Below are 23,346 nucleotides of genomic sequence, written 5' to 3'. Positions count from 1 at the left end.
ACGCGCAGTCGGGTTCACCACGGGCGGCGGGAGCGGGACGGAGGAGGCTACCGTGGAGGCATGTCCGTCACCCAGCTGCATGTCGCCCACGCCGTCACCCCGGAGGCGTCGTCGACGACGCCGTCATCACGATCGACGGCGACAGGATCGTCTCGGTCGCTCCCGCGGCCCCCGGCGCCGAGGCCGGACCTACGGGCGGGCTCTGGGCCGTTCCCGGCTTCGTCGACAGCCACTGCCACGGCGCCGTCGGCGTGGCCTTCGGCGACCCCGACGTGGAGGCCAACCGGCGGGCCATCGCCTACCACCTGAGCCAGGGCACCACCACGATCTTCGCCTCCACCGTCACCGAGCCGATCGAGAAGCTCGAGGCGCAGCTCACCGTGCTGCGGGCCTGCAGGAGGCGGGCGAGATCGGCGGCATCCACCTCGAGGGCCCGTTCCTGGCGCCCGAGAAGAAGGGCGCCCACGACCTGGCGCTGCTGCGTGACCCCGACGCCGAGTCGGTCGAGCGGCTGATCGCGGCCGGCGGCCCCGCGTTGAAGATGATCACGCTGGCGCCGGAGCGGCAGTTCGGCGAGGCCGCGACCCGCCGTTTCGTCGAGGCGGGCGTCAAGGTCGCGTTCGGTCACTCCAACGCCGACGAGGTCGTCACCGCCCAGCAGATCGGGTGGGGCGCCACCATCGCCACACACCTGTTCAGCGCCATGCGCTCCATCCACCACCGCGAGCCCGGCCCGTCCCGGTGCTGCTGGTCGACGAGCGCGTGATGGTCGAGCTGATCTGTGACGGCGTGCACCACGCCCCGTCATCGCCGCGATGTCGATCGAGTCGGCCGGGCCCGGCCGCGTGGCGCTCGTCACCGACGCGATGAGCGCGACCGGGCACGGCGACGGCCGCTACGTGCTCGGTGAGCTGGAGGTCGACGTCGAGGACGGCACGGCCCGCCTCGTCACGTCCGACGGCTCGCAGGGCTCCATCGCCGGTTCCACGCTGACGATGGCCAGGGCGTTCGAGTTCGTGGTGCAGCAGGTCGGCGTCAGCATCGCCGACGCCGCGCTGATGGCCGCCACCACGCCCGCGGGGTTCCACGGGCTGACCGAGGTGGGCGAGCTGACGCCCGGCCGCCTCGCCGATGTCTGCCTTGTCGACGACGAGGGCACGCTGCGCGGGTCATCCGTCGCGGCGCATGGGTGGTTGCCCCAGCGCTGGCTGAGCCGGTCCCGGCTCAGCCGCGGCCCGCTTCGAGCACCTCGCGGAGCCTACGCAGGTCGGCCGCCACGGCCGCGACGTCCCGCTCGAACTGCTCGTCGCTCATCCCCAGACGCCGCACGGTGAAGATCACCTCGGCGCCCTCAGGGTGCGGCACCACCCGCAGCGGGTTGTAGACCACCTCGCCGGTCGGCAGCTCGACGTCGTGGTCGAGCACCCCGTACGGGTTGCGGCCGACGAACACGACGCGGATCGCGCCCATGGGGAGTCGATCAGCAGGGCGTCGCCGTCGCGGGCGACGGGGCTGTCCGCGAGCCCGGCGGCCCAGCGGGCAGGTTGTCCACATCCGCCATGTACTCGTAGACCTCGCCGGCGCCCCTGCCGATCACGATGCTCACGTGCCTGCTGTCCATCTCGCCACCCTACGACGTGTTGTGCACGGGCGGGTCAACCGTGACACCGCTCAGAGCGTCTGCGTGCGGGAGCCGCGGTGCGTCACGAGGTGCCTCGCGGCGTTGTCCGGCCACGACGAACGTCCCGGTCCGGCTCGGGTCGTCGGCCGTGCGATGCATCCACGGGTACACCGCCGACGATCAACGCGGCCCTGGTGCGCAACACTAGGATGGTCACGGAAAGGGCTGGTGATGGGCGATCTGATTGACACGACAGAGATGTACCTCCGGACGGTGTACGAGTTGCTGGAGGAGGGCGTCCAACCGCTGCGTGCCCGGATCGCCGAGCGTCTCCACCAGTCCGGGCCGACCGTGTCCCAGACCGTGGCCAGGATGGAGCGCGACGCTCTGCTCGTGGTCGAGCCCGACCGCACCATCAAGCTCACGCCGGCGGGCGCAAAGCTCGCCCGTGACGTCATGCGCAAGCACCGCCTCGCCGAGTGCCTGCTCACCGAGGTGATCGGTCTCGAATGGGACAAGGTCCACGACGAGGCCTGCCGCTGGGAGCACGTCATCTCCCTCGACGTGGAGAAACGCCTCGTCGAGATCCTCGACCAGCCCACCTTCTCCCCGTACGGCAACCCGATCCCCGGCCTCCGCGAGCTGGGCGTCATGACCCAGCACGAGCCGTTCCGGCACGATGCGGAACCGCTGGCCGACGTGGTCGCCACCGACGTGCGCAGCTTCAAGCTGCGCCGGATGAGTGAGAACATCCAGGCCGACGCCGAGGTGCTGGCCGCCATCGCGGCCGCAGGGCTGCGGCCCGGCACCATGTTCGAGGCGGCCCGGCGCGCCGACGGCATCGCCCTGTTCGTGGGCGACCAGGTCGTCGACCTCAGCCCGTTCGCGGCCGAACTGCTGTTCGTGGACGCGGGATAGGGCCGTGGACCGCACGCTGAGGTGGTTCGGCAGCCGTCAGCCCGGCGCCATGGAAGAGGTGCTCTCCCGCTCCTACGGCGGAACCCGCACCCCTATGAGTGGCTCGCGCGCGCCGTCTCGTCGTCGGCGAACCTCGTGCTCGATCTGGCCTGCGGGCGGGCGCGATGATCGAGCGGCTCGGGCGGGAGGGCGCACCGTCATCGGGGTCGACCGCTCCGAGTCGGAACTGGCCGCGGCAAAGGACCGTGGCCGCGGGCCGCTGGTGCTCGGCCACGCGTCCTACCTGCCCTTCGCGGACAACTCGTTCGACGCCGTCGTCACGTCGCTCGGCATCGGTGTGGTGGCCGACCGCCCCGCTTCCTGTCCGAGGCCGCCCGGGTGCTGCGCCCGGGAGGGATCTTCGCCGCGCTCACGCCGTCGATGCGTCCCGCCAACCTCGACGACATCCGGCTGATCTCCCGGCTCGCCAGCTACCTGCGCGTGCCGCCGCACCTGCCGGGCACCACCGAGTTCAGGGCAAGGGAGGCGCTCGCCGCGGTCGGGCTCACCAAGGCCGAGGACGCGCGGCCAAGTACTACTACGAGGTCGGCGACGAGGAGGACGCGCGTCGGCTGCTGGCCGGGTTGCGGGCCCCCGTCGACTCCGAGCGGGCGGCGTCCGCGGTGGAGTTCCTCCGCAGCCGGATGGTCGACGGCCCCGTCGGCGTTCCGCTGCCGATGCGGCGGATCATCGCGATCAAGTAGCAGTCCACCCGGGCACCTGCCTGCTCTCCGCGGATACCGACGTCGCTCCGCCCCACCTGTGTGGCACGGCAGGTGTCGCCGCCGGCCCGGAGGAGGACGGAGACCGTCCGGTCTTCGCTTCGGCCGCCCCGGCACCTAGGCTGGATCGGGAATACGGATCGACGGTTGAACGTTGAACCTGATTGGACCAAACGCTGAAAGGGGTCACCCATGGCGACCACCGCCCTTACCACCGAGAACTTCACCACCACCGTCGAAGACAACCAGATCGTCCTCGTCGACTTCTGGGCCGACTGGTGCGGCCGTGCAAGCGCTTCTCCCCGATCTACGAGGACGCCTCCGGGCGTCACGGGGACGTCGTGTTCGCCAAGGTCGACACCGAGGACGCCCGCGACCTGTCCGCGGCCCTCGAGATCCAGTCGATCCCCACGATCATGGCCTTCAAGAAGGGCCAGCTGGTGTTCCGCCAGGCCGGGCTGCTGAACGGCAAGCAGCTCGACAGCCTCATCGAGCAGGTGAAGGATCTCGACGTCGACGCCGCGCTGGCGGAGGCCAGGAAGCAGGCCTGACAAGGCACTCCCGCCGAGCCGATCCTGACGAGGCCCGCCCCGGACGGGGTCGGGCCTCGTTTCAGGTCCGTGGCGGCCGGGCCCGGCTGACGAAGCAGGCAGGCCAATCCACCGGGCTTGTCCAACCCGGTTGTCTCATTCCCCACCCCACGTTCTACGATGCTTTGTAGTAGAACCGAGGAGGATGATGGCAATGGCGCCGGAACGACGGGATATGACGGTCCAGCCGGACCTGAGCAGCACCGAGGCCCGGGTGGCCCCGGTCCGTTCACGAAAGCCGATCTATCTCGACATGTTGCCGCCGTGCAACGCCGGGTGCCCCGCCGGGAGAACATCCAGGAGTGGCTGCGCCTCATCAAGGCGGGCGAGGCCGAGGCCGCCTGGCGCCAACTGGTCACCGACAACCCCTTTCCGGCCATCCACGGCCGCGTCTGCTACCACCCGTGTGAGACCGCCTGCAACCGCAAGGACCTCGACGACGCCGTCTCCATCCACTCGGTGGAGCGCTACCTCGGCGACCTCGCCATCACCAACGGTTGGCAGGTGCCGAAGCCGAAGCGCGTCTCCGGCCGTCGCGTCATGGTCGTCGGTGCCGGCCCCTCCGGGCTGTCCGCCGCCTACCACCTCGCCCGCCTTGGCCACCACGTCGAGATCTTCGATGCAGGAGACCTGCCCGGCGGCATGATGCGCTACGGCATCCCGGAGTACCGGTTGCCGCGCGATGTGCTGGACGCCGAACTCGACCGCCTCCGCACCCTGGGCGTCGTGTTCCGCCAGAACGCCCCCATCAAGGACCTCCTCGCCACGCAGGCCGAGGGCAACTTCGACGCCGTCTTCGTCGCCGTCGGTGCCCACATCTCCAAGCGCGTCGACATCCCGTCGGCCGACGCCTCCCGCGTGGTCGACGCCGTCAGCTTCCTGCGCGACGTCGCATCCGGCGAGCGACCCGTCATCGGCCGGAAGGTGGCCGTCTACGGCGGCGGCAACACCGCGATGGACGCGGCCCGCGTGGCCCGCCGCCTCGGCGCCGAGGAATCCGTGGTGGTGTACCGCCGCAGCCAGGCGCAGATGCCCGCCCACGAGGAGGAGCGTGAGGGCGCCGAAACCGAGGGCGTCAAGATGAACTGGCTGCGCACCATCGCCTCGATGGATGAGGACGACCTCACAGTCGAGATCATGGAACTCGACGCGGACGGCAAGGCCGTCGGCACCGGCCGCTACGAGAAACTGGCCGCCGACACCGTCATCCTCGCCCTCGGGCAGCGCGCAGACACCGACTTCCTGCACGCGATCCCCGGCATGAGCTTCCACGACGACGTCGTCGACGTCGACCCCTACTCGCTGATGACCGCCGTGCCCGGCATCTTCGCCGGCGGCGACGCCGTCCCGTCCGACCGCACCGTCACCATCGGCGTCGGCCACGGCAAGAAGGCCGCCAAGCGGATCGACGCCTGGCTCAACACCGAGGAATGGGTCCAGACCCCGAAGCATCCGATCGTGAGCCTCGACCAGATGAACGTCTGGTACTTCGGCGACCACGCCCGCCGCACCCAGGCCGAGGCCGACGTCGAGGACCGCATCGAGGGCTTCGGCGAGATCGTCGCCGGACTCACGGACGCCGAGGCCGAGTTCGAGGCCCGCCGCTGCCTCAGCTGCGGGAACTGTTTCGAGTGCGACGGCTGCTTCGGGCCTGCCCCGAGGACGCCGTCATCAAGCTGGGTAAGGGCAACAGATACCGGTTCGACTACGAGCTATGCACCGGTTGCGCGACCTGCTACGAGCAGTGCCCCGTGCATGCCATCGAGATGATTCAGGAGGGCAACCGATGAAGGCCATCATCGACGGCAACGAGGCTGCGGCCGACGTCGCCTACCGGTTGAGCGAGCTGTGCTCGATCTACCCGATCACCCCCAGCTCGACCATGGCCGAGCTGGCCGACGAGTGGGCCGCCCACGGCCGCCCCAACATCTTCGGCCAGGTGCCCACCGTCATCGAGATGCAGTCCGAGGGCGGCGCAGCCGGCGCGATGCACGGCGCGCTGCAGGGCGGGGCGCTCTCCACGACGTTCACCGCGTCGCAGGGCCTCCTTCTGATGATCCCCAACATGTACCGGATCGCCGGTGAGCTCACCTCGACCGTGTTCCACGTGGCCGCGCGCTCGCTCGCGACGCAGGGCCTCTCGATCTTCGGGGACCACCAGGACGTGATGGCCGTGCGCCAGACCGGCGTCTGCCTGCTGAGCTCGGCGTCGGTGCAGGAGGCCCACGACATGGCCGCCGTCGCGCACTCCGTGACGCTGCGCACGCGCCTGCCGATCGTGCACTTCTTCGACGGCTTCCGCACCTCGCACGAGCTGAACACCATGAAGAAGCTCACCGACGACGAGCTGCGTCAGCTCATCCCGACCGAGCTGGTGCTCGAACACCGTGGCCGCGCGCTGAGCCCGGCCAACCCGTTCATCCGCGGCACCGCGCAGAATCCCGACACCTACTTCCAGTCGCGCGAGACGGCCAACCTCTACTACGAGTGGGCGCCCAAGGTCATCGCGAACGAGATGGCCAAGTTCGGCGAGCTGACCGGCCGCCACTACGACCTGATGGAATACCACGGCGCCGAGGATGCCGAGCGCGTCGTCGTCGTGATGGGCTCGGGCATCGAGGCGATCATCCCCGTGGTCGACCGGCTCAACGCCGAGGGCGGCAAGGTCGGCGTCATCCAGGTGCGCCTGTACCGCCCGTTCCCGAGCGACGCGTTCCTCGAGGCGCTGCCCGCGACGGCGCGCAGGGTCGCCGTCCTCGACCGCACGAAGGAACCGGGAGCCTCGGGCGAGCCGATGTTCCTCGACGTGACCAGCGTGCTGGCCGAGGCCGTCGCCGGCGGCCGCCGCGGGTCGCTCCCGACGGTCATCGGCGGCCGGTACGGCCTGTCGTCGAAGGAGTTCACGCCGGGCATGGTCAAGGCCATCTTCGACGAGCTCGACGCCGAGGCGCCACGGCCGCGGTTCACCGTCGGCATCACCGACGACGTGACCAACCTGTCGCTCGACTACGACGCCACCCTCGATCTCGAGGACCCGGAGACGCTGCGCGCCGTGTTCTACGGCCTCGGCTCCGACGGCACCGTCGGCGCGAACAAGAACACCATCAAGATCCTCGGCTCCGAGGAGAAGACGTACGCGCAGGGCTACTTCGTCTACGACTCGAAGAAGTCGGGTTCGCGTACGGTGTCGCACCTGCGGTTCGGGCCCAACCCGATCCGTGCCCCGTACCTGGTGAGCCAGGCCGGGTTCATCGGCTGCCACCACTGGTCGATCCTGGAGCGCGTCGACGTGCTCGAGTTCGCCCGGAAGGGCACCACGCTGCTGATCAACTCGCCCCACGGCGAGGACACCTGGCACCATCTGCCCGCGGAGATGCAGCAGAAGATCATCGATCTCGACATCAACGTCTACACGATCGACGCGGGCCGGGTGGCGCGCGCGGCGGGCCTCGGCAGCCGCACCAACACCATCCTGCAGACGTGCTTCTTCGCCATCTCGGGCGTGATGCCGCGGGATGCGGCCATCGAGAAGATCAAGCAGGCGATCACCAAGACGTATGCCCGCAAGTCGGAGGAGGTCGTGCGCAAGAACCACCTCGCCGTCGATTCCGCGCTCGCCGACCTGCACCACCTTGAGCGACCCGGGAGGCCACGTCGGAGCACGGCTTCATCCCGCCGGTGCCCGGCCACGCGCCCGAGTTCGTGCGCACCGTCACCGCGACGATGCTGCAGGGCCGCGGCGACGACCTGCCCGTCTCGGCGCTCCCGGTCGACGGCACCTATCCGTCCGGCACCACGAAGTTCGAGAAGCGCAACATCTCGGAGATCGTCGCCGAATGGGATGCCGAGAGCTGCATCCAGTGCGGCAACTGCGCGTTCGTCTGCCCCCACGCGGTGCTGCGCGCCAAGTCGTACCCGGATACCGCGCTCGACGGCGCCCCCGACGGCTTCCTCAGCGCGCCGCTTAACGCGGCCGGCCTCCCGTCGACCCGCTACACGCTGCAGGTCTACGTCGAGGACTGCACCGGTTGCGGCCTCTGCGTGGAGGCGTGCCCCGTCAAGCCGATCGACCAGCCGTCGCGTCGCGCGATCAACCTGGTGCCGAAGCTGGAGCGGGAGCCCGACCGGCAGGCCGTGGACTTCTTCGAGTCGATCGACATGAACGACCGCAAGCGCGTCGACTTCGGAACCGTGCGTGGCACCCAGTTCCTCGAGCCGCTGTTCGAGTTCTCCGGGGCCTGCTCCGGCTGCGGCGAGACGCCGTACCTGAAGCTGCTCAGCCAGCTGTTCGGCGACCGCGCCACGATCGCCAACGCGACCGGCTGCTCGTCGATCTACGGCGGCAACCTGCCGACGACGCCGTGGGCGAAGAACGCGCAGGGCCGCGGGCCGGCATGGTCGAACTCGCTGTTCGAGGACAACGCCGAGTTCGGGCTCGGCATGCGGCTGGCCGCCGACCTGCACGGCGACCTCGCCCGCGTCCGTCTCGAACAGGTGCGCGACCAGATCGGCGACGACGCCCTCGTCGATTCGATCCTCGGGTCGGCGCAGCTGCAGGGCTCCGAGCTGGCCGAGCAGTTGGAGGCGGTGGAGCGGCTCAAGTCGCGCCTCACGGAGCTGGACGGGCCGCTGATCGCCGACCTGCAGAGCGTCGCGGACACCCTGGTGCGCCGATCCGTGTGGATCGTCGGCGGCGACGGCTGGGCCTACGACATCGGCTCGTCGGGTGTCGACCATGTGCTCGCGTCGGGCCGTGACGTCAACATCCTCGTGTTGGACACCGAGGTGTACTCCAACACGGGCGGCCAGGCATCCAAGTCGACGCCGCTGGGCGCCGTCGCGAAGTTCGCCTCCGGCGGCAAGCTGAGCAACAAGAAGGACCTCGCCATGCAGGCGATGGCCTACGGCTCGGTCTACGTCGCGCGCGTCGCGATGGGCGCCGACCCGCAGCAGACGCTGAAGGCGTTCCGCGAGGCCGAGGCGTACGACGGGCCGAGCCTGATCATCGCCTACAGCCACTGCATCGCGCACGGCTACGACATCCGCAAGGGCCTCGACCAGCAGTACAAGGCCGTCAACTCCGGCCACTGGCCGCTGATGCGGTACAACCCGATCATCCGCGACGCGGGCGGCAACCCGTTCCTGCTCGACTCCCGCGGCCGCGGATGTCTCTGGAGAAGTACCGCTCGGCGGAGCTGCGCTACAAGGTGCTGAAGGCCGCCGACCCGGAGGAGGCCGCCCGGCTGGCCGAGCTCGCGCAGGCGCAGGTCGACCGGCGCTGGGAGGAGTACGAGGAACTCGCCGTGCGCGGCGCCGAACGCTTCGCCGTCAACCCCAGGAGGGACTGAGATGGATCTGACAACCAGCTACATGGGGTTGCAGCTGCGCAACCCCGTCGTCGCGTCGGCCGGTCCGCTGTCGCAGTCGGTCGAGGGCATCCGGTCGCTCGCCGACGGTGGCGTCGGCGCGGTCGTCATGTACTCGCTGTTCGAGGAGCAGTTGCGCCGCGAGGCGGAGGCGACGGCGCTGCTCGAGGACCTGTACGACGACGCCAACGCGGAGGCGATGAGCTACTTCCCGTCGGTGCCGCGCTCGAACGACGACGCGAGCTCCGCGTACCTGCGGCTCGTGGAGGCGGGCGCGAAGGCGATCGACGTGCCGCTGATCGCGTCGCTCAACGGGGCCAACGTCGGCGGCTGGACGCAGACCGCGCGCCGTCTGCAGGACGCGGGTGCCGCGGGTGTCGAGCTCAACATCTACTTCGTGCCAGGTGACATCACGGTGTCGGGGGCCGAGGTGGAGGAGCGGCACCTGGAGATCCTGAGCGCCGTGAAGTCGGCCGTCAGCATCCCGGTGGCCGTGAAGCTCAGCCCGTACTTCTCGTCGGTGGGCAACATGGCAGTGCAACTCGACGCCGCGGGCGCCGACGCTCTGGTGCTGTTCAACCGGTTCCTGCAGCCCGACATCGACATCGACCGGGTGAGCGTGGAGTCGGGGGTGTCGCTCAGCTCGCCGATCGAGGGCCGGCTGCCCCGCACCTGGATCGCGGTGCTGCAGGGGCGGCTGAACGCGTCGCTCGCCGCGACCACGGGCGTCGACACCGCGGACGACGTGGTGCGCTACGTGCTGGCCGGCGCCGACGTCGTCATGACGACCTCGTCGCTGGTGCGGCGTGGGCCGGCGTACGCGCAGGTGCTTGTCGACGGGCTCGACCGGTGGCTGACGTCGCACGAGATCCCGCTTGCGAAGGCGAGGGGCCTGCTGGCCGTGCCGAAGAACGCGGCCGCCGACGCCTACGAGCGTGAGGGCTACGTGTCGGCCCTGGAGAAGGCCAAGTCGACGTACGGGTCGCTCCGCTGACCCCGCGCCGACGGCTCGGGCCCGCCCCGGGAAACGTGGGTCGGGCCCCCGGAAAAATCGGCCAGTGGCCGGTTCTGGTTGGTCCGCCTGGAAGTTTCGGCCACTGCCGTGGGTCGGGCCCCCGGAAAAATCGGCCAGTGGCCGGTTCTGGTCGGTCCGCCTGGAAGTTTCGGCCACTGCCCGCGGGTCCTCGCTTCACCCGGCGGTGAACCGGACCTTCGGGAAGTTGCGCCGCCGGAGGAAGGGGGTTGCATGGGGCATGACTGTTCCCCCATCACCCTGAACGACGGCGTCCAGATTCCCCAGCTGGGCTACGGCGTCTTCCGCGTCGACCCCGCCGACACCGAGCGCGCCGTCAGCGAGGCCCTCGAGATCGGCTACCGCCACATCGACACCGCGGCCATCTACGGCAACGAGGAGGGCGTCGGCGCCGCCATCGCCAAGAGCGGCATCCCGCGCGACGAGTTGTTCATCACCACGAAACTGTGGAACGACATGCACGACGGTGACCTGCCCGACGAGGCGATCGAGCGCAGCCTCACCAAGCTGGGCCTCGACCACGTCGACCTCTACCTCACGCACTGGCCCACCCCGGCCAAGGACAACTACGTGCACGCGTGGGAGAAGATCGTCGCCATCCGCGACCGCGGCCTCACCCGCAGCGCGGGCGTCTCCAACCACCTGGTGGCGCACCTCGACCGGCTCGTCGCCGAGGTCGGCGTGACGCCGTCGATCGACCAGATCGAGCTCCACCCGCGCCACCAGCAGCGCGCCGTCACCGCCTGGTGCGCCGAGCACGGTGTCGCCGTCGAGGCGTGGGGCCGCTCGGCCAGGGCAAGTACGACCTCGGCGGGTTCGACGCCATCTCGGCAGCCGCGGAGGCGCACGGGAAGAGCGCCGTCCAGGTGGTGCTGCGCTGGCACCTGCAGGAGGGGCGGATCGTGTTCCCGAAGTCGGTGCATGCCGATCGCCTGCGGCAGAACTTCGACGTCTTCGGCTTCGAGCTGAGCACCGATGAGGTCGCGGCCATCTCCGCCCTGGACATCGCGGACGGCTCGGGTCGCGTGAGCGCCGACCCCAACGAGGTCAACTGACACACGCGAACGACCCGGCGACCGATGTCGCCGGGTCGTTTCGTTTCCGACGACTCGTCGTGCTGGCGACCCCGGTTGGATTCGAACCAACGACACCCGCTTTAGGAGAGCGGTGCTCTATCCCCTGAGCTACGGGGCCAGCGCGACCAAGGATAGCCCCATGGGCCGGGCCGCGCATCGCGGCGGGCCGCCGGGGCCGCATCGGGGAAGCCCAGGGGCCGCCAAACCGGACCCCGGTATTAAACCAAGAAACTTATAAGTAATATGTCCGCCATGACAGAGATCAACCTCACCCCCAAGTCCTCCTGCGGCTGCGGCGGCGCCCACGACCATCTCCCCGAGCTCGACGCCCGCACCATCCCGCACGCCGTCCGGCACGCAGCCATCCACGGCGTCGTCGACGGCCTGCAGCCCGGCGGTGCCTTCGTGCTGGTCGCTCCCCACGACCCCATCCCGCTGCTCGCCCAGATCTCGGAGCGCCACGGCGACGACATCGCCGTCGAGTACGTCCAGCGTGGGCCCGAGGCCTGGAAGCTGAAGCTCACCCACGTCTGATGCCGAACCTGAGCCGCGCAGCGGACCATGCCACACCGCTGCGCGGCTCGACACCCTCGAACATCCCGCGAAGCGCCATGAACCGACCACGAAGCGCCGCACCCGTGACCGCCCTCCGCGGCGCCGCCCCGGGTGAGGACACGCGACCCCTCCGGGTCGCGCTGATCGCGCTCGCGGGAGTCTCGTTGATCACCGGCCTCAACGCCGGCCTGCTCCGGCTCGGCGTGTGGGCGCCCGTCGCCTCCGACCGCATCGCAGACCTCCACGGCCCCGTCATGGTGCTCGGCTTCATGGGCACCCTCATCTCACTGGAGCGCGCCCAGGCCCTCCGCAACCCCTCGCCTACCTCGCGCCCGGGCTCCTCGGCCTCGGCGCCCTCACCCTGATCGTCGGCGCCCCTGTGACGCTCGGCAAGCTCCTCCTCTTCGACGGCGCCCTCGCGTTCGTGGGCCTCACCCTCGCGCTGTGGCGACGGGCGCCGCTCGGTCTGGTCGCCGCCCAGGTGCTCGCCGCGACGTTCGCCGCGCTGGCCTCCGGGCTGTGGCTGGTGGCCGAGCTGCCCGCCATCCTGCCGATGCTCGCCGCGTTCCTCGTCATGACGATCGCCGCCGAGCGCGCCGAGCTGGCCCAACTGACGATGGGCAGGCGCGCCGTCCCGATGCTGCTCGCGGTCGCCACCCTGACCGGGCTCGCCGCGGCCCTCAGCCTCGTGCTGCCCGACGCAGGAGCCCGCGCGTTCGGCCTCGCCTGCCTGCTGACGGCGCTGTGGCTGATCCGCGACGACGTCGGCAGGCGCATGATCCGCTCCACCGGCCTGCGCCGGTTCAACGCCGCCTCCCTGCTGGCAGGTAACGTGTGGCTCGCAGTCTCCGGCACCGTCTGGCTCATCGTCGGCCGACCCTCCAGCTCCGGCGCGTACGATGCCGTCATCCACGGCGTCTTCCTCGGATTCGGGATGATGATGATCATGGCCCACGCGCCGATCATCTTCCCAGCCGTCATCTCCCGGCCGCTGCCGTACCGGCCGCTCATGTGGGTGCCACTCGTCACCCTCAACATCGGCCTGGCCCTCCGGCTCACCGGCGGCCTCGCCCGGATCGTCCCGCTCTACCAGTTTGGAGGCTCGCTCACCGTGGTCGCCGTGCTCCTGTTCGCCGTCACCGTCGTCGCATCGGTGGTGAAGGGATGAGGGGCAAGCGCTCGGTGCGCGACTATGTGCTCGTCCTCTGGCTGGTCCTCGCCGTCGCGATCTCGCTCGTGCACCGCTGGGTGCCCGAGTCGACCTGGCTGATGATCCACCTCGTCGCGCTCGGCGCCATCACCCACGCCGTGATGGTGTGGAGCGCGCACTTCACCTCGGCGTTGCTGCGCTCGCGCGACGACGACGCCTCCCGCCGCAGGGCCGACGTGCGGCTCGGCGTCCTCGCGGTCGGTTCGCTCCTGGTGTTCATCGGCGTCCCGACGGCCACCTGGTGGCTCGTCATCGTGGGAGCGACCGTCGTGTCGGCAGCCGTGCTGTGGCACGCAGCCGTCCTGGTCCGCGACCTGCGTAGGGCGCTCCCCGGCCGGTTCCGGATCTGCATCCGCTACTACATCGCCGCCGCCTGCACCCTGCCGGTGGGCGCCGTGTTCGGCGTCGCGCTCGCGTTCGGCCTGGACGACCGCTGGCACGCCAACCTGCTGGTGGCCCACTCGATGACGATGCTGCTCGGCTGGGTGGGGCTCACCGTGGTCGGTACGCTCGTCACCTTCTGGCCCACCGTGCTGCGCACCCGGATGGACGACCGTGCCGAGGCACTCGCCCGGCAGGCGCTGCCCATCCTGCTCGGGGCGCTGGCTGTGATTCTCGTGGGCTCGCTGCTCAGCGTCCGCATCGTGTCTGCGGTCGGCATCGTCGGCTACGCCGTCGGGCTCGTCTGGTTCGGACGCTGCCTCATCGCGCCGCTGCGGAAGCGGCCGCCGCGCGAGTTCGCGCCCGCCTCCATTCTCGCCGGCGCCCTGTGGGCGTGCGTCGCACTGGTGATGACGGCGGTGCACGTCGCGTTCGCCGACGACGTCACGCTCGCCACGAACTACCCGCTGCTCGGGGCGTCTGGGTCGTCGGATTCCTGCTCCAACTCGTCACCGGCGCCCTGTCCTACCTGATCCCGTCGGTGCTCGGCGGAGGCCCGCGCGTGGTGCGCGCAGGCGCCGCCTGGTTCGACAAGGCCGCCGCGGCGCGGCTCACGGTCATCAACGGCGGCCTGCTGCTGTGGCTGCTGCCGCTGCCCAGCTGGGCGAAGGTGACCGTCTCCACCGTGGGCCTCGTGGCCCTCGCCGCGTTCGTACCGATCCTGATCGCGGGCACGCTCGCCTCCGTACGGGAGCGCCGCCGCATCGCCGCGGGGGAGGAGCCGTCCACTCCCGTCGAGCGCAGGTCGGCCTTCACCGGCAGCGGGCTCGTCGCGGGCGTCGCCGCACTCGCGCTGGCTCTCAGCGTCGGGTTCGGGATCGACCCGGGCGCGGCGGGCCTCACCGGCCCGGAACGGGCCCGACGGCGGGCGTCGCGCCCACCGGCCAGACGGTGCGGGTCGAGGTCAGAGCCGTCGACATGCGCTTCGAGCCCAGCTCGGTGGAGGTCGACCCCGGCGACCGCGTCGTCATCGAGCTCACCAACACCGACCCCACCAACCTGCACGACCTGATGATCGGGGACGCCCGTACCCGCGGCTCGCGGTCGGGAAGACGGCCGAGCTCGACCTCGGCGTCGTCGGCTCCACTCTCAACGGCTGGTGCACCATCGTCGGTCACCGCCAGATGGGCATGACCTTCGACGTCATCGTCCGCGGCGGGGCGAACCCGGAGCCGACGGCGGAACCCACCGACGGCGGACACTCGGGCCACGGCGCCACCGCTGACCCCGACGCGAAGCTGAGCACCGTCATCGACCCGGTGGCACCGCAACTGACCGGAGAGAGCGTGCACCGCTACGACTTCCGCGTCACCGAGGTGCCGCTCGAGGTCGCTCCCGGCGTGTGGCAACGGCGCTGGACGTTCAACGGCGGCTCTGTCGGGCCGACGCTGCGCGGCCGCGTAGGCGACCAGTTCGAGATCACGCTGATCAACGACGGCACCATGGGCCACTCGATCGACTTCCACGCCGGCGCCGTCGCACCCGACGAGCCGATGCGCACCATCGCGCCGGGGAGACGCTGATCTACCGCTTCACAGCGGAGCGGGCGGGCGTGTGGATGTACCACTGCTCGACGATGCCGATGAGCGCCCACATCGCCGCAGGCATGCACGGCGCCGTCATCATCGACCCGGAGGGTGGGTTGCCGAAGGTCGACCGAGAATACGTGGTCGTGCAGTCGGAGGTGTTCACCACCCAGGCTGTCACCGCCGCGGAGGCCACCGACGTGCAGGCCGACCGGATCACAGGGGAGCCCGACTTCGTGGTGTTCAACGGCATCGCCAACCAGTACGACCAGCAGATGTTCGACGCCAAGGTGGGGAGAAGGTGCGGTTCTTCGTGCTCGATGCCGGCCCCAACCGGGCGATGAGCTTCCATGTTGTCGGTGGCCAGTTCGACACCCTCTACCGTGAGGGCGGCTACCACCTGATGGACGGCATCGACGCGTTCGGCACCAGCGGGGCGGGGCGCAGGCGTTGGCGCTGCAGCCGGCCGAGGCGGCTTCGTCGAGATGACGTTCACCGAGCCGGGTCACTACGCCGTCGTCAGCCACATCATGAGCGACGCGGAGCGCGGGGCGCACGGCATCGTCCACGTGAGCTGAGTCAGGCGGGCATCCGCACCGGGGCCGGCCAGCCCGCGGTGTAGCGCGTGGTGCCGGTGCGACGCTCGAGCCTCGCGGGCACCCCGCGGTTGGTGAGCCAGGCGGGTGCCAGCTCACCCTTGACGCGGGAGGCCGCGGCCCAGGCCTGCGCCTCCAGCGCGGTACCTGCTGCGACCGTGACCTTGGCCCAGAGTTCGGCATCGGAGGTGCCGTGCCCGTGGTCGATGGTGCTGGACACGGCGGCCCTCCGCGTCGAGACGACCTGGAGCGTGCGTCCGCTGGGCGCCGTCACCGGGATCTGCCAGCCGTCGTCGGGGGCCTCACCCGCAACGGCGAGGCCGTTGCCGATGCCCAGCAGGAAGCCGCCGCCGGGGTGCAGGTCGGACAGCAGCAGAACGAGGAGGTCGGCGGCGTGCGCTGCCACCGTGTCGCCCAGATCGAGCACGCAGCCGCGGGGGAGTGAGACGGTGCCGTCGCCGATCTCGATGCGGCGCCAGTCTCCGAGCCGCGAGTCGCCGCTGGGCATGGAGTCGGTCAACTCGGCGGCCCACAGGGCGGCACTCAGGTAGTCGATCAGCACCGGGCTCGCCGGTGCGGTGACGTCGGCAGCCCACGCCAGGCGGGTGAGCCGGGAAGCCTCCGACGTGTGGAGGTCGAGGGAGGTGACGGCCGCGAGCTCCTCCAGCTCCTCGACAACCAGGTCGACCGAGCGGAGGAGATCTTCCGGGCAGGTGGTGATGAGCAGGCAGTCGAGTCCCAGAGCGGAGAACGTCGCCTCGTGCGGGTAGCGCGGCATGTCGGTCCCTTTCCGTTTGTCGCCGGTATGGGGTTTCCGGCTGGTTCCCACCACACAGGCCGAGTCTGTGCGGAAGCTGTGTCTCCCTTGGGCAGCGCTTGTGAGTGACGCCGAGGGTGTCTTTCCCGTGTGGAGCCACCGCCGGTTAGGATCGGAGCGATTCTTATCGAAGGGAACAGTCGTGTCCGTTGCCGGTCTTGAAGCCGCCCGTCAGAAGATGATCGCCGCTGGCGTCTCCGCACCCGCGATCGAGGTGTTCTCCCGGTTCTACGAGCTGCTGGGGTCCGGGGCGACCGGTGTCATCGCCGAGGACACGATCGCGCCGCTGCTCGATCCGCCCATGCTGAGCGATGTCGACATCACGGACGCGGAGGCCCGCGAGGCGATCGGAAAGACCGTCATCATCAAGCTCAACGGCGGCCTCGGCACGTCGATGGGGCTCGACAAGGCCAAGACGCTGCTGAACGTGCGCGACGGCTCCAACTTCCTCGACCTGATCGCGCGCCAGGTGCTGGCTGCCCGCGAGCGCTACGACGCCCGGCTCCCGCTGCTGCTGATGAACTCGTTCCGTACCGAGGCCGACACCCTCGAATACCTCGCGAAGTACCCCGAGCTGGCGGTCGAGGGCCTCCCGCTCAGCTTCATGCAGAACCAGGAGCCGAAGCTCCGCGCCGACGACCTCACCCCGGTCGAGTGGCCTGCCGACCCGTCGCTGGAGTGGTGCCCGCCGGGCCACGGTGACCTGTACCCGGCGCTCGAGGGCTCCGGCGTCCTCGACCAGCTGATCGAGCACGGCTTCCGCTATGCCTGCGTCTCCAATGGCGACAACCTGGGTGCCTGCCCGAACGCGACGATCGCCGGCTGGTTCGCCCAGTCGGGCGCCCGTACGCGGCCGAGCTGTGCCGCCGCACCGTCAACGACAAGAAGGGTGGTCACCTCGCCATCCGCCGGGCCGACAACCAGTTGATCCTGCGCGACACCGCCCAGACTGCTCCCGAGGAGATGGACTACTTCACCGACGAGCACCGTCACCCGTTCTTCCACACCAACAACCTGTGGTTCGACCTGGTGGCGCTGCGCGAGGCGCTGACGGCCCGCGGCTCGGTGCTCGGCCTGCCGCTGATCCGCAACGAGAAGACCGTCGATCCCGGCGACAAGTCGTCGACCCCGGTGATCCAGATCGAGTCGGCCATGGGCGCGGCCATCGAGGTGTTCGAGGGCGCGACCGCCATCTGCGTGGGGCGCGACCGGTTCCTGCCCGTGAAGACCACCAACGAGCTGCTCCTGCTGCGCTCCGACGTGTACGAGCTGACCTCCGAGGGCAAGCTCATCGCGCAGACCGACGCGACCCCGGAGATCTCGCTCGACACGTCGTACTTCAAGCTCGTCGACGAGTTCAGCGAGCGCATCCCGTCCGCGCCGTCGCTGCGGAAGGCGAGGTCGCTCAAGGTTGAGGGCGACTGGACCTTCGAGCCCGGCGTCAAGGTTGTCGGCAACGCCGTCCTGCACGATCAGGGTGGCCCCGCCACGGTTCCCGCCGGGTCGCGGGTTGGCGACTGACGCCGACCTGGCCTCGGCCCTCGCACTGGCGCTGACCGGCGTCCGATTGGAGCCGGTGAGCGTGGCCAGCCTGCCCGACGACCTCGCGGCCGCCGGCTACGACGCCGACCGACTCGCCGGTATCCGGCACGCGGCTCAGGAGGGGCAGCGGCCCTGGCCGTTCGCCGTGCCGCTCGAGGAGCGGAGGGCGCTGGGCTTCGCCCGGTTCGATGCCGCCCTCGCCGAGGCCCGTCGCGTGCTGGGGTTGGACGGCCTCAACCGGCACCTGCAGGCCCGCCGTCCGCTCGACCGGGACGAGCAGCGGCTCTCAGCCGATCGGCCACCCCACTGGGGATAGAGATGAAAAGAGGAGGGCGCCCCGTTGTGTGGGGCGCCCTCCTCGTCTGTTCAGCGGGTGGTCAGTTGTTCCTGGCCACGAGCGCGTCGCGGATGTCGGTGAGCAGCTCCTCGGCGGTGGGGGCCGTGGCCTCCTCCTCGGCGGGCTTCTTCTCGAACAGCGCCTTGGCCTTGTTGTAGGGCAGCACGACGCCGAAGTAGACGATCCCGGCCATGATGACGAACGCCACCAGCGCCGTCAGGAAGGCGCCGACGCTGATGCCGCCGGGGTTCCAGCCGGAGAAGTCGGGAGTGCCGCCGAGCTTGCCGAGGATGTCCATGAACATGGTGGTGAAGGCGGTCACCACCGTGGCGAACGCGCCGCCGATGACGAATGCGACGGCCAACTCGACCAGGTTGCCGCGAAGCAGGAACTCCTTGAAGCCCTTCATGCGATGAGTCCTTTCGTGCACCCCGCTCTCAGGCGGGGCGGATGTCCCGTCGGGTGGTGCCTTCGACGGGTGGGCTGAGCGGCCCGGGCGGAAATATAGCGGCAACCGGGTTCTGCCCGCCCGTCGCCGCCGTGACACCGGCTGCATCGGGCCTCGTCACAGGCGTGGGGCCGGCCTGCGGGAGCAACTCTCAGGGCCGCCGCCTGCGGGCCAACTCTCAGGGGCCGCCGTCCGCGGCGTCGAGCGTGCCGAGCACCACAGCCAGCTCGCCGGCCTGCCCGAGGCTCGCCACGATCGGCGCATCGGCGGCGGCGACATCGACCAGGATCATGCCCTCGTCGCGGGAGGTCGCCACCGCCAGCCGGGACGATTCCTCCGGCGGGCGGGCAGGGTCACCACCCGCGCGTCACCGCTCAGCACCTCCATGCCGTCGGGGCCCTGCGCGACCAGCGACAGGAGGTCGCCCGGGTCGAGCAACGACCGCAGCGACGCGTCGGCGATGGACACGGGCACCACGGCCCGGCCGGGGCCTGCCGCATGGTCGGTGGTGAGGCTGCCCGGCTGCAGGATCGTGCCTCCGCCGGAGCGCGCCGTCAGGGTGCGGCCGACGGCGTCGTCAAGCGAGGTGAGGGGGTCGCTGGGAAGCGCGTCGAGGGGCAGCTCGTGCAGCGTCAGGTCGGCGGGTTCGAGACGGTGCCCGGCGGTGAGGGACGTTACCGTGACGACGACCCGCCGGGTGGGGCCCTCGGGGCGGAGGCCCGGGGCGAGGAGCAGGACGGCCGAGGCGGCCAGCAGCGCACCGATGGACCTGCGGTGCCAGGAGACGAACCCGGCGAGCCGGGAGAGGAGGTTACGCATACCCCGATTTATCCGGCGGTGCAGCCCCTCCGTCACGCCTGTCCACAGGCGGGTTCCGGTCGGATCAGGCCGACTTGGCCTCGACCTTCGCGGCGGCGGGCTTCGATTCGGCCTTCTTCTCCGTGGAGGCGGCCGGGATGGTCGACGACTTGCGCGAGTCGGTGCGGTAGAAGCCGGAGCCCTTGAATACCACGCCCACCGCCGAGAACACCTTGCGGAGTTCGCCGTCGCACTCGGGGCACACGGTGAGCGCGGCGTCGGAGAACTTCTGCACGGCCTCGAGTTCGCTTCCACAGTTGGTGCAGCGGTACTGGTACGTAGGCATGGGCTCTTTCGGGTCAGGTTGTGGGATTACCCGGCCATGATAGTTCAGGGTTCAAAGATCGACCCAACCGGTCTCGGTGACGAACGCCCCTACGGGGACGTCGTGGGGCAGCATCGGCACCGACGCGAACACCTCCGGGGCCCGGCTGATGGCGACGATCCGGGCGTCGTCGCGGCGGTGGGGAGCGCCCTGTCGTACCAGCCGCCGCCGGTGCCGAGCCGGGAACCGTCGCGCCCGACGGCGAGGCAGGGCACCAGGATCAGGTCGGCCCGGCTCAGTGACTCCGGGCCAAGCCGTCGGCCGGTCGGCTCCGGGATGTCGCCCACGAGGGCGCATGTCGTCCCAGGAGGTGAAGTCTGCCCAGTCGGGTTGACGGCGCAGCACGGGCAGCAGCACCCGCCACCCCAGCGTGCCGAGCGCATCGATCAGGTCGTGCGTGCCCGGCTCGCCGTGCCGCGCGGCGTAGAGCGCGACGGTGCCGGCGGAGTGTGGGAGGTGCGCGACGATGTGGCGTAGGCGGGCGGCGTCCTCGAGCCGCCATTCGGCTGCGGGCACCGCCTCCCGCGCCTGCAGGACGGCGGCTCGGAGTTGCGACTTGCTGCCCGCGTTCAGGCCCTCGCTGTGCATTGCCATATGGTAGGTGCCATGGCTTGGTTTGCCCGCAATAAGCAAGAGCCCGTCGCTCCCGAACCCGTCGTCGAGGAGCCGCGGCTGCCCGAGCCGCCCGCTGCCGACGCGGCGGGGCTCCGCAGCGTCGAGGATCACCTGAACTACCTGCTCGAACTGGTGCAGCCGCTGCGCCCGTTCGGCATGTCGCTGCTGGATGCCTGGGATCAGGTGGCGTGCGAGGACATCGACTCGATGTCGAACGTGCCCCGTTCAGCACCGCGAAGATCGAGGGCTACGCCGTCCGTGCGTCCGACCTGGTCGATGAGGAGGGCAACCTCGCCGAGCCGCTGCGGATCGTCGACGCCGACGTCGAGCGGTTGCCCGAGGGCGCCGCCGTCGTGGTCGCTCCCGGTGACGTGCTGCCCGCGGGGCCACCGCCGTCCTGCCCGTCACGTTCGGCACCGTCGCCGAGGGCACCGTGTGCCTCGTCGAGCGCGTCGAGGCCGGCGACTACACGCGCGCCGCCGGTGAGCATCTGAGCGCGGGCACCCGGCTGCTGACCCAGGGCGCGAGGCTGGACGACCGCTCGATCGGCCTGCTCGCCAGCGCGGGCATCGACAAGGTGATGGTGCGGCCCCGGCCGCGGGTCGTGGTGGTCAGCTCCGGGGAGCACCTGGTCGATCCCAGCGCCCACATCGGGCATGGGGAGAGCGCCGACGCGAACTCGTTCATGATCGCCGCGGCCGCCCGTGCCGCAGGTGCAACCGTCTTCCGGGTTGCCGTCCACTCCAACGATCGCGACGCGATCCGGCAGGCCATCACCGACCAGCTGATCCGCGCCGACCTGGTGATCTCCACCACCGGTGGCCGCCGCGAGGACTACGAGGCCGTCGTCGCCGTGATGGAGGAGAGCGGGCTCGTCGACTCGGTCAACGTGGCGATGTCGCCCGGCCGGATGCAGACGTTCGGCCTGATCGGCGAGGACAGGGTGCCGATGCTGATGCTGCCCGGCAACCCCGTCAGCGCCTACGTGACCTTCCAGGCGTTCGCCCGGCCGCTGATCCTCCAGCTGATGGGCGCCGGAACGCAACACCGCGCCGTCCGGGCGATCGCGACCCAGGGGGTGCGCTCCGTCGCGGGGCAGCTGCACCTGCTGCGCGGCCGCGTCACCTCGGAGGGTTCGGTGCGTCACGTGGCGCCGGTCTCGATGCCCCACGCGCTCGGCGAGCTGGCCGCGGCCAACGCCCTGATCGTGGTCGACGAGACCGTCGAGCAGGTGCGCGCGGGCGAGGCCGTCAAGGTGTGGCTCCTCGACGAGGACTGAGCTGGGGCTCTTCTGGGGCGACTGGGGATGTGGCGCCTCCGCGAGGAGGGCTGATCGGCCAGAATCTTCTCGCAACCGGGGACGCGCCCGGCCTGTCGGGTGACTAATTACAGCCTTGTTGTTTACGGTAGGGCCATGCTCGCCGGAATCCTCATCTCAATCGTTGTCGTCGCCGGGCTTGCCTTCGCCCTCCGTGGGTGATGGCGCAGCGGGCGACCGATGTCGAGTTCGAGGGTGACCCCGCTGAGCGGTTCTCCAACTCGGTGCGGATCCTGCGTCGCGACGTCGAGGATTACCGTGACGAGGACACCGCGGCGGTCTCCACGCCGCTGACCCGTCGCGCAGAGATCCACGAGCTGCGGATGACGGCCCGGCAGGCGGCCCGCCGCCGGCTCGCGGTCGTCGGCACGCTGCTGGGCGCCGCCCTGACGCTGCTGGTGCTGTCGGGCACCGGTGTGACGCCCTGGTGGAGCGTCGCGATCCCGTCCGGCCTGCTTGTGGCGTTCCTCGCGGTGGCCCGGTTCTCGGTGGTGGCGATGCATCGGAGCCTCGACGCGCGCGCCGCCGCCGTCGACGAGGGCTTCCTGGAGGACGAGGAGACCGTGGCGATCGACCTGGGTGTGCTCGAGCGCACCGAGGGCATCGAGATCTCCGTCGACCTGTCGATGCCGACGACGACGGGCATGCTGTGGGACCCGATCCCCGTGACGCCCGCGACGTACGTGTCGCAGCCGCTGCTGCCGCGCACCGTTCGCACGATCGACCTGTCCGCCCCGGTGGTCGCGGAGGCGCCTCTGGTGCCGACGGCGGACAACCCGGCCCACGACGTGGTCGAGTCCGACGAGCTGACGCTGGCCGAGAACATCACTGAGTTCCGCCCCGGGCGGTCGGGGAGTAGGCGCCCGGTTTGTGACCGGCCGCTGGGCGCTGCTAGACTTGTCGACGCTTGAGAGAGCATGGGGCTATGGCGCAGTTGGTAGCGCGTCTCGTTCGCAATGAGAAGGCCAGGGGTTCGAATCCCCTTAGCTCCACCGAGAGAATCGGCGTCTGACTAGGTCAGGCGCCGATTCTGCTTTGGAGCGGCTGGCCAGGATGTTGCGAGGGGCTACGCGCCCATTTCGTACTGGCCTCCCTGAGGTCCGTTGAGGTCGATCTTCAGGCGCATGCTGCGCTCGGTGCTGTGAGCGCCCTCAATGCGCCCCGGTGTCCGCCGCCCCGGAGACTGGACACTGTGATGCGAGAACGTGAGCGCGCTGCACACAGGCCCTTTGGGCCGGAAGGTCGTCGGATCTTGATGGCCACGGCCGTCGTCCCTAGGGTCCTGCGCTGCCCGCCCAGGGAGCGGACGACGGAAGGTTCACTGCCCAGGGTTATCGGAGGTCGACGTGAGGCCACGACGCAAATGGCACGAAGCACCATTTGCCCACGCTGC

22 protein-coding genes, 2 tRNA genes and 6 pseudogenes are annotated in these 23,346 nt (G+C 70.2%); 22 read left to right on the top strand and 8 right to left on the bottom strand.

What is annotated here, in order from left to right:
• Nucleotides 1–60: 60 nt before the first annotated feature.
• Nucleotides 61–1,192, top strand: a pseudogene (locus G7085_RS32310) (N-acetylglucosamine-6-phosphate deacetylase); the annotation flags it as partial.
• A 32-nt stretch (nt 1,193–1,224) separates the two neighbouring features.
• On the opposite strand, the gene G7085_RS07745 reads toward G7085_RS32310, so the two are convergent.
• Together G7085_RS07745 and G7085_RS29850 are read right to left on the bottom strand one after the other, a co-directional pair.
• Nucleotides 1,225–1,470: a hypothetical protein gene (locus G7085_RS07745; protein WP_197513056.1), complete on the bottom strand. Its 246-nt coding sequence runs from the start codon at nt 1,468–1,470 to the stop codon at nt 1,225–1,227.
• A 10-nt stretch (nt 1,471–1,480) separates the two neighbouring features.
• Entirely contained in the window at nt 1,481–1,606 is a 126-nt protein-coding gene (locus tag G7085_RS29850; protein WP_269451806.1) for an SRPBCC family protein, read from the bottom strand.
• 246 nt (nt 1,607–1,852) lie between these two features.
• Between G7085_RS29850 and G7085_RS07740 the strand changes: the two genes are divergently transcribed.
• The 8 genes and pseudogenes from G7085_RS07740 (at nt 1,853) to G7085_RS07705 (ending at nt 11,344) form a co-directional block, all read left to right on the top strand.
• On the top strand, nt 1,853–2,539 hold the full coding sequence (locus G7085_RS07740) for a metal-dependent transcriptional regulator (RefSeq protein ID WP_197510523.1): 687 nt from the start codon (nt 1,853–1,855) through the stop codon (nt 2,537–2,539).
• A gap of 4 nt (nt 2,540–2,543) precedes the next feature.
• Entirely contained in the window at nt 2,544–2,993 is a 450-nt protein-coding gene (locus tag G7085_RS07735; RefSeq protein ID WP_197510522.1) for a methyltransferase domain-containing protein, read from the top strand.
• The gene (locus G7085_RS07730) at nt 2,960–3,421 is read left to right on the top strand and encodes a hypothetical protein (RefSeq protein ID WP_197510521.1); all 462 of its coding nucleotides are present in this window, start codon (nt 2,960–2,962) and stop codon (nt 3,419–3,421) included. Before G7085_RS07735 ends, G7085_RS07730 begins: the two co-directional genes overlap by 34 nt.
• Before the next feature lie 71 nt (nt 3,422–3,492).
• Nucleotides 3,493–3,851 (top strand): annotated as a pseudogene (gene trxA, locus G7085_RS07725) (thioredoxin).
• 193 nt (nt 3,852–4,044) lie between these two features.
• A pseudogene (locus tag G7085_RS07720) lies at nt 4,045–5,680 on the top strand (NAD(P)-binding protein).
• Nucleotides 5,605–9,238, top strand: a pseudogene (gene nifJ / locus G7085_RS07715) (pyruvate:ferredoxin (flavodoxin) oxidoreductase). The pseudogenes G7085_RS07720 and nifJ overlap by 76 nt, the downstream one beginning before the upstream one ends.
• A gap of 1 nt (nt 9,239) precedes the next feature.
• Nucleotides 9,240–10,250: a dihydroorotate dehydrogenase-like protein gene (locus G7085_RS07710; RefSeq protein ID WP_197510520.1), complete on the top strand. Its 1,011-nt coding sequence runs from the start codon at nt 9,240–9,242 to the stop codon at nt 10,248–10,250.
• 252 nt (nt 10,251–10,502) lie between these two features.
• Nucleotides 10,503–11,344: pseudogene (locus tag G7085_RS07705) on the top strand (aldo/keto reductase).
• A 63-nt stretch (nt 11,345–11,407) separates the two neighbouring features.
• Here G7085_RS07705 and G7085_RS07700 read toward each other — a convergent pair.
• Nucleotides 11,408–11,483, bottom strand: a tRNA-Arg gene (locus G7085_RS07700).
• Between the two features lie 134 nt (nt 11,484–11,617).
• Between G7085_RS07700 and G7085_RS07695 the strand changes: the two genes are divergently transcribed.
• The 7 genes from G7085_RS07695 to G7085_RS07675 all read left to right on the top strand — a co-directional run bounded on the left by G7085_RS07695 (nt 11,618) and on the right by G7085_RS07675 (nt 15,441).
• The gene (locus tag G7085_RS07695; protein ID WP_408647077.1) at nt 11,618–11,899 is read left to right on the top strand and encodes a DUF2249 domain-containing protein; all 282 of its coding nucleotides are present in this window, start codon (nt 11,618–11,620) and stop codon (nt 11,897–11,899) included.
• Nucleotides 11,899–12,285: a hypothetical protein gene (locus G7085_RS24865; RefSeq protein ID WP_231979315.1), complete on the top strand. Its 387-nt coding sequence runs from the start codon at nt 11,899–11,901 to the stop codon at nt 12,283–12,285. The genes G7085_RS07695 and G7085_RS24865 overlap by 1 nt, the downstream gene beginning before the upstream one ends.
• Nucleotides 12,286–12,299: 14 nt before the next feature.
• Nucleotides 12,300–13,088 (top strand): hypothetical protein, encoded by a 789-nt coding sequence (locus G7085_RS07690; RefSeq protein ID WP_231979314.1) that lies wholly within the window; start codon nt 12,300–12,302, stop codon nt 13,086–13,088.
• Nucleotides 13,085–14,044: a hypothetical protein gene (locus G7085_RS07685; protein WP_197510518.1), complete on the top strand. Its 960-nt coding sequence runs from the start codon at nt 13,085–13,087 to the stop codon at nt 14,042–14,044. The genes G7085_RS07690 and G7085_RS07685 overlap by 4 nt, the downstream gene beginning before the upstream one ends.
• An 8-nt stretch (nt 14,045–14,052) precedes the next feature.
• Nucleotides 14,053–14,583 (top strand): hypothetical protein, encoded by a 531-nt coding sequence (locus G7085_RS07680; protein ID WP_197510517.1) that lies wholly within the window; start codon nt 14,053–14,055, stop codon nt 14,581–14,583.
• Between the two features lie 112 nt (nt 14,584–14,695).
• Nucleotides 14,696–15,094, top strand: coding sequence for a multicopper oxidase domain-containing protein (locus G7085_RS24860; RefSeq protein WP_231979313.1), 399 nt, complete (start codon nt 14,696–14,698; stop codon nt 15,092–15,094).
• 35 nt (nt 15,095–15,129) lie between these two features.
• Nucleotides 15,130–15,441 (top strand): cupredoxin domain-containing protein, encoded by a 312-nt coding sequence (locus G7085_RS07675; protein ID WP_331715953.1) that lies wholly within the window; start codon nt 15,130–15,132, stop codon nt 15,439–15,441.
• 235 nt (nt 15,442–15,676) lie between these two features.
• Here the strand turns inward: G7085_RS07675 and G7085_RS07670 are convergent, their stop codons facing one another.
• Nucleotides 15,677–16,471, bottom strand: coding sequence for a hypothetical protein (locus G7085_RS07670; RefSeq protein ID WP_197510515.1), 795 nt, complete (start codon nt 16,469–16,471; stop codon nt 15,677–15,679).
• Between the two features lie 181 nt (nt 16,472–16,652).
• Here G7085_RS07670 and G7085_RS07665 point away from each other — a divergent pair.
• A pseudogene (locus G7085_RS07665) lies at nt 16,653–18,031 on the top strand (UTP--glucose-1-phosphate uridylyltransferase).
• Nucleotides 18,032–18,086: 55 nt separating this feature from the next.
• Entirely contained in the window at nt 18,087–18,368 is a 282-nt protein-coding gene (locus tag G7085_RS07660) for a hypothetical protein (RefSeq protein ID WP_197510514.1), read from the top strand.
• Between the two features lie 61 nt (nt 18,369–18,429).
• On the opposite strand, the gene G7085_RS07655 is transcribed toward G7085_RS07660, so the two are convergent.
• The 4 genes from G7085_RS07655 to G7085_RS36235 form a co-directional block, all read right to left on the bottom strand.
• Nucleotides 18,430–18,798: an MscL family protein gene (locus G7085_RS07655; RefSeq protein ID WP_197510513.1), complete on the bottom strand. Its 369-nt coding sequence runs from the start codon at nt 18,796–18,798 to the stop codon at nt 18,430–18,432.
• Nucleotides 18,799–19,125: 327 nt separating this feature from the next.
• Nucleotides 19,126–19,692, bottom strand: a complete 567-nt coding sequence (locus tag G7085_RS07650) for an SAF domain-containing protein (RefSeq protein ID WP_197510512.1) — start codon at nt 19,690–19,692, stop codon at nt 19,126–19,128.
• A gap of 28 nt (nt 19,693–19,720) precedes the next feature.
• A complete protein-coding gene (locus tag G7085_RS07645; RefSeq protein ID WP_197510511.1) occupies nt 19,721–19,981 on the bottom strand; it encodes an FmdB family zinc ribbon protein in 261 nt (86 codons plus the stop codon).
• Between the two features lie 51 nt (nt 19,982–20,032).
• A complete protein-coding gene (locus G7085_RS36235; protein ID WP_197510510.1) occupies nt 20,033–20,746 on the bottom strand; it encodes a 5-formyltetrahydrofolate cyclo-ligase in 714 nt (237 codons plus the stop codon).
• A 77-nt stretch (nt 20,747–20,823) separates the two neighbouring features.
• Here G7085_RS36235 and G7085_RS07635 point away from each other — a divergent pair, with 77 nt between their 5' ends.
• The 4 genes from G7085_RS07635 (at nt 20,824) to G7085_RS07620 (ending at nt 22,945) form a co-directional block, all read left to right on the top strand.
• Complete coding sequence (locus G7085_RS07635) at nt 20,824–21,129, top strand: hypothetical protein (protein WP_197510509.1); 306 nt, start codon at nt 20,824–20,826, stop codon at nt 21,127–21,129.
• Nucleotides 21,069–21,914 (top strand): molybdopterin-binding protein, encoded by an 846-nt coding sequence (locus G7085_RS07630; RefSeq protein WP_197510508.1) that lies wholly within the window; start codon nt 21,069–21,071, stop codon nt 21,912–21,914. Before G7085_RS07635 ends, G7085_RS07630 begins: the two co-directional genes overlap by 61 nt.
• Before the next feature lie 200 nt (nt 21,915–22,114).
• The gene (locus G7085_RS07625; RefSeq protein ID WP_197510507.1) at nt 22,115–22,864 is read left to right on the top strand and encodes a hypothetical protein; all 750 of its coding nucleotides are present in this window, start codon (nt 22,115–22,117) and stop codon (nt 22,862–22,864) included.
• An 8-nt stretch (nt 22,865–22,872) separates the two neighbouring features.
• Nucleotides 22,873–22,945, top strand: a tRNA-Ala gene (locus G7085_RS07620).
• Nucleotides 22,946–23,346: the final 401 nt, after the last annotated feature.

This window comes from Tessaracoccus coleopterorum, from assembly GCF_011174705.1.
GTDB classification, from domain to species: domain Bacteria; phylum Actinomycetota; class Actinomycetes; order Propionibacteriales; family Propionibacteriaceae; genus Arachnia; species Arachnia coleopterorum.
Note: the sequence above shows the minus strand (reverse complement) of the source record. Positions and strands in the feature narration are given on the sequence as shown.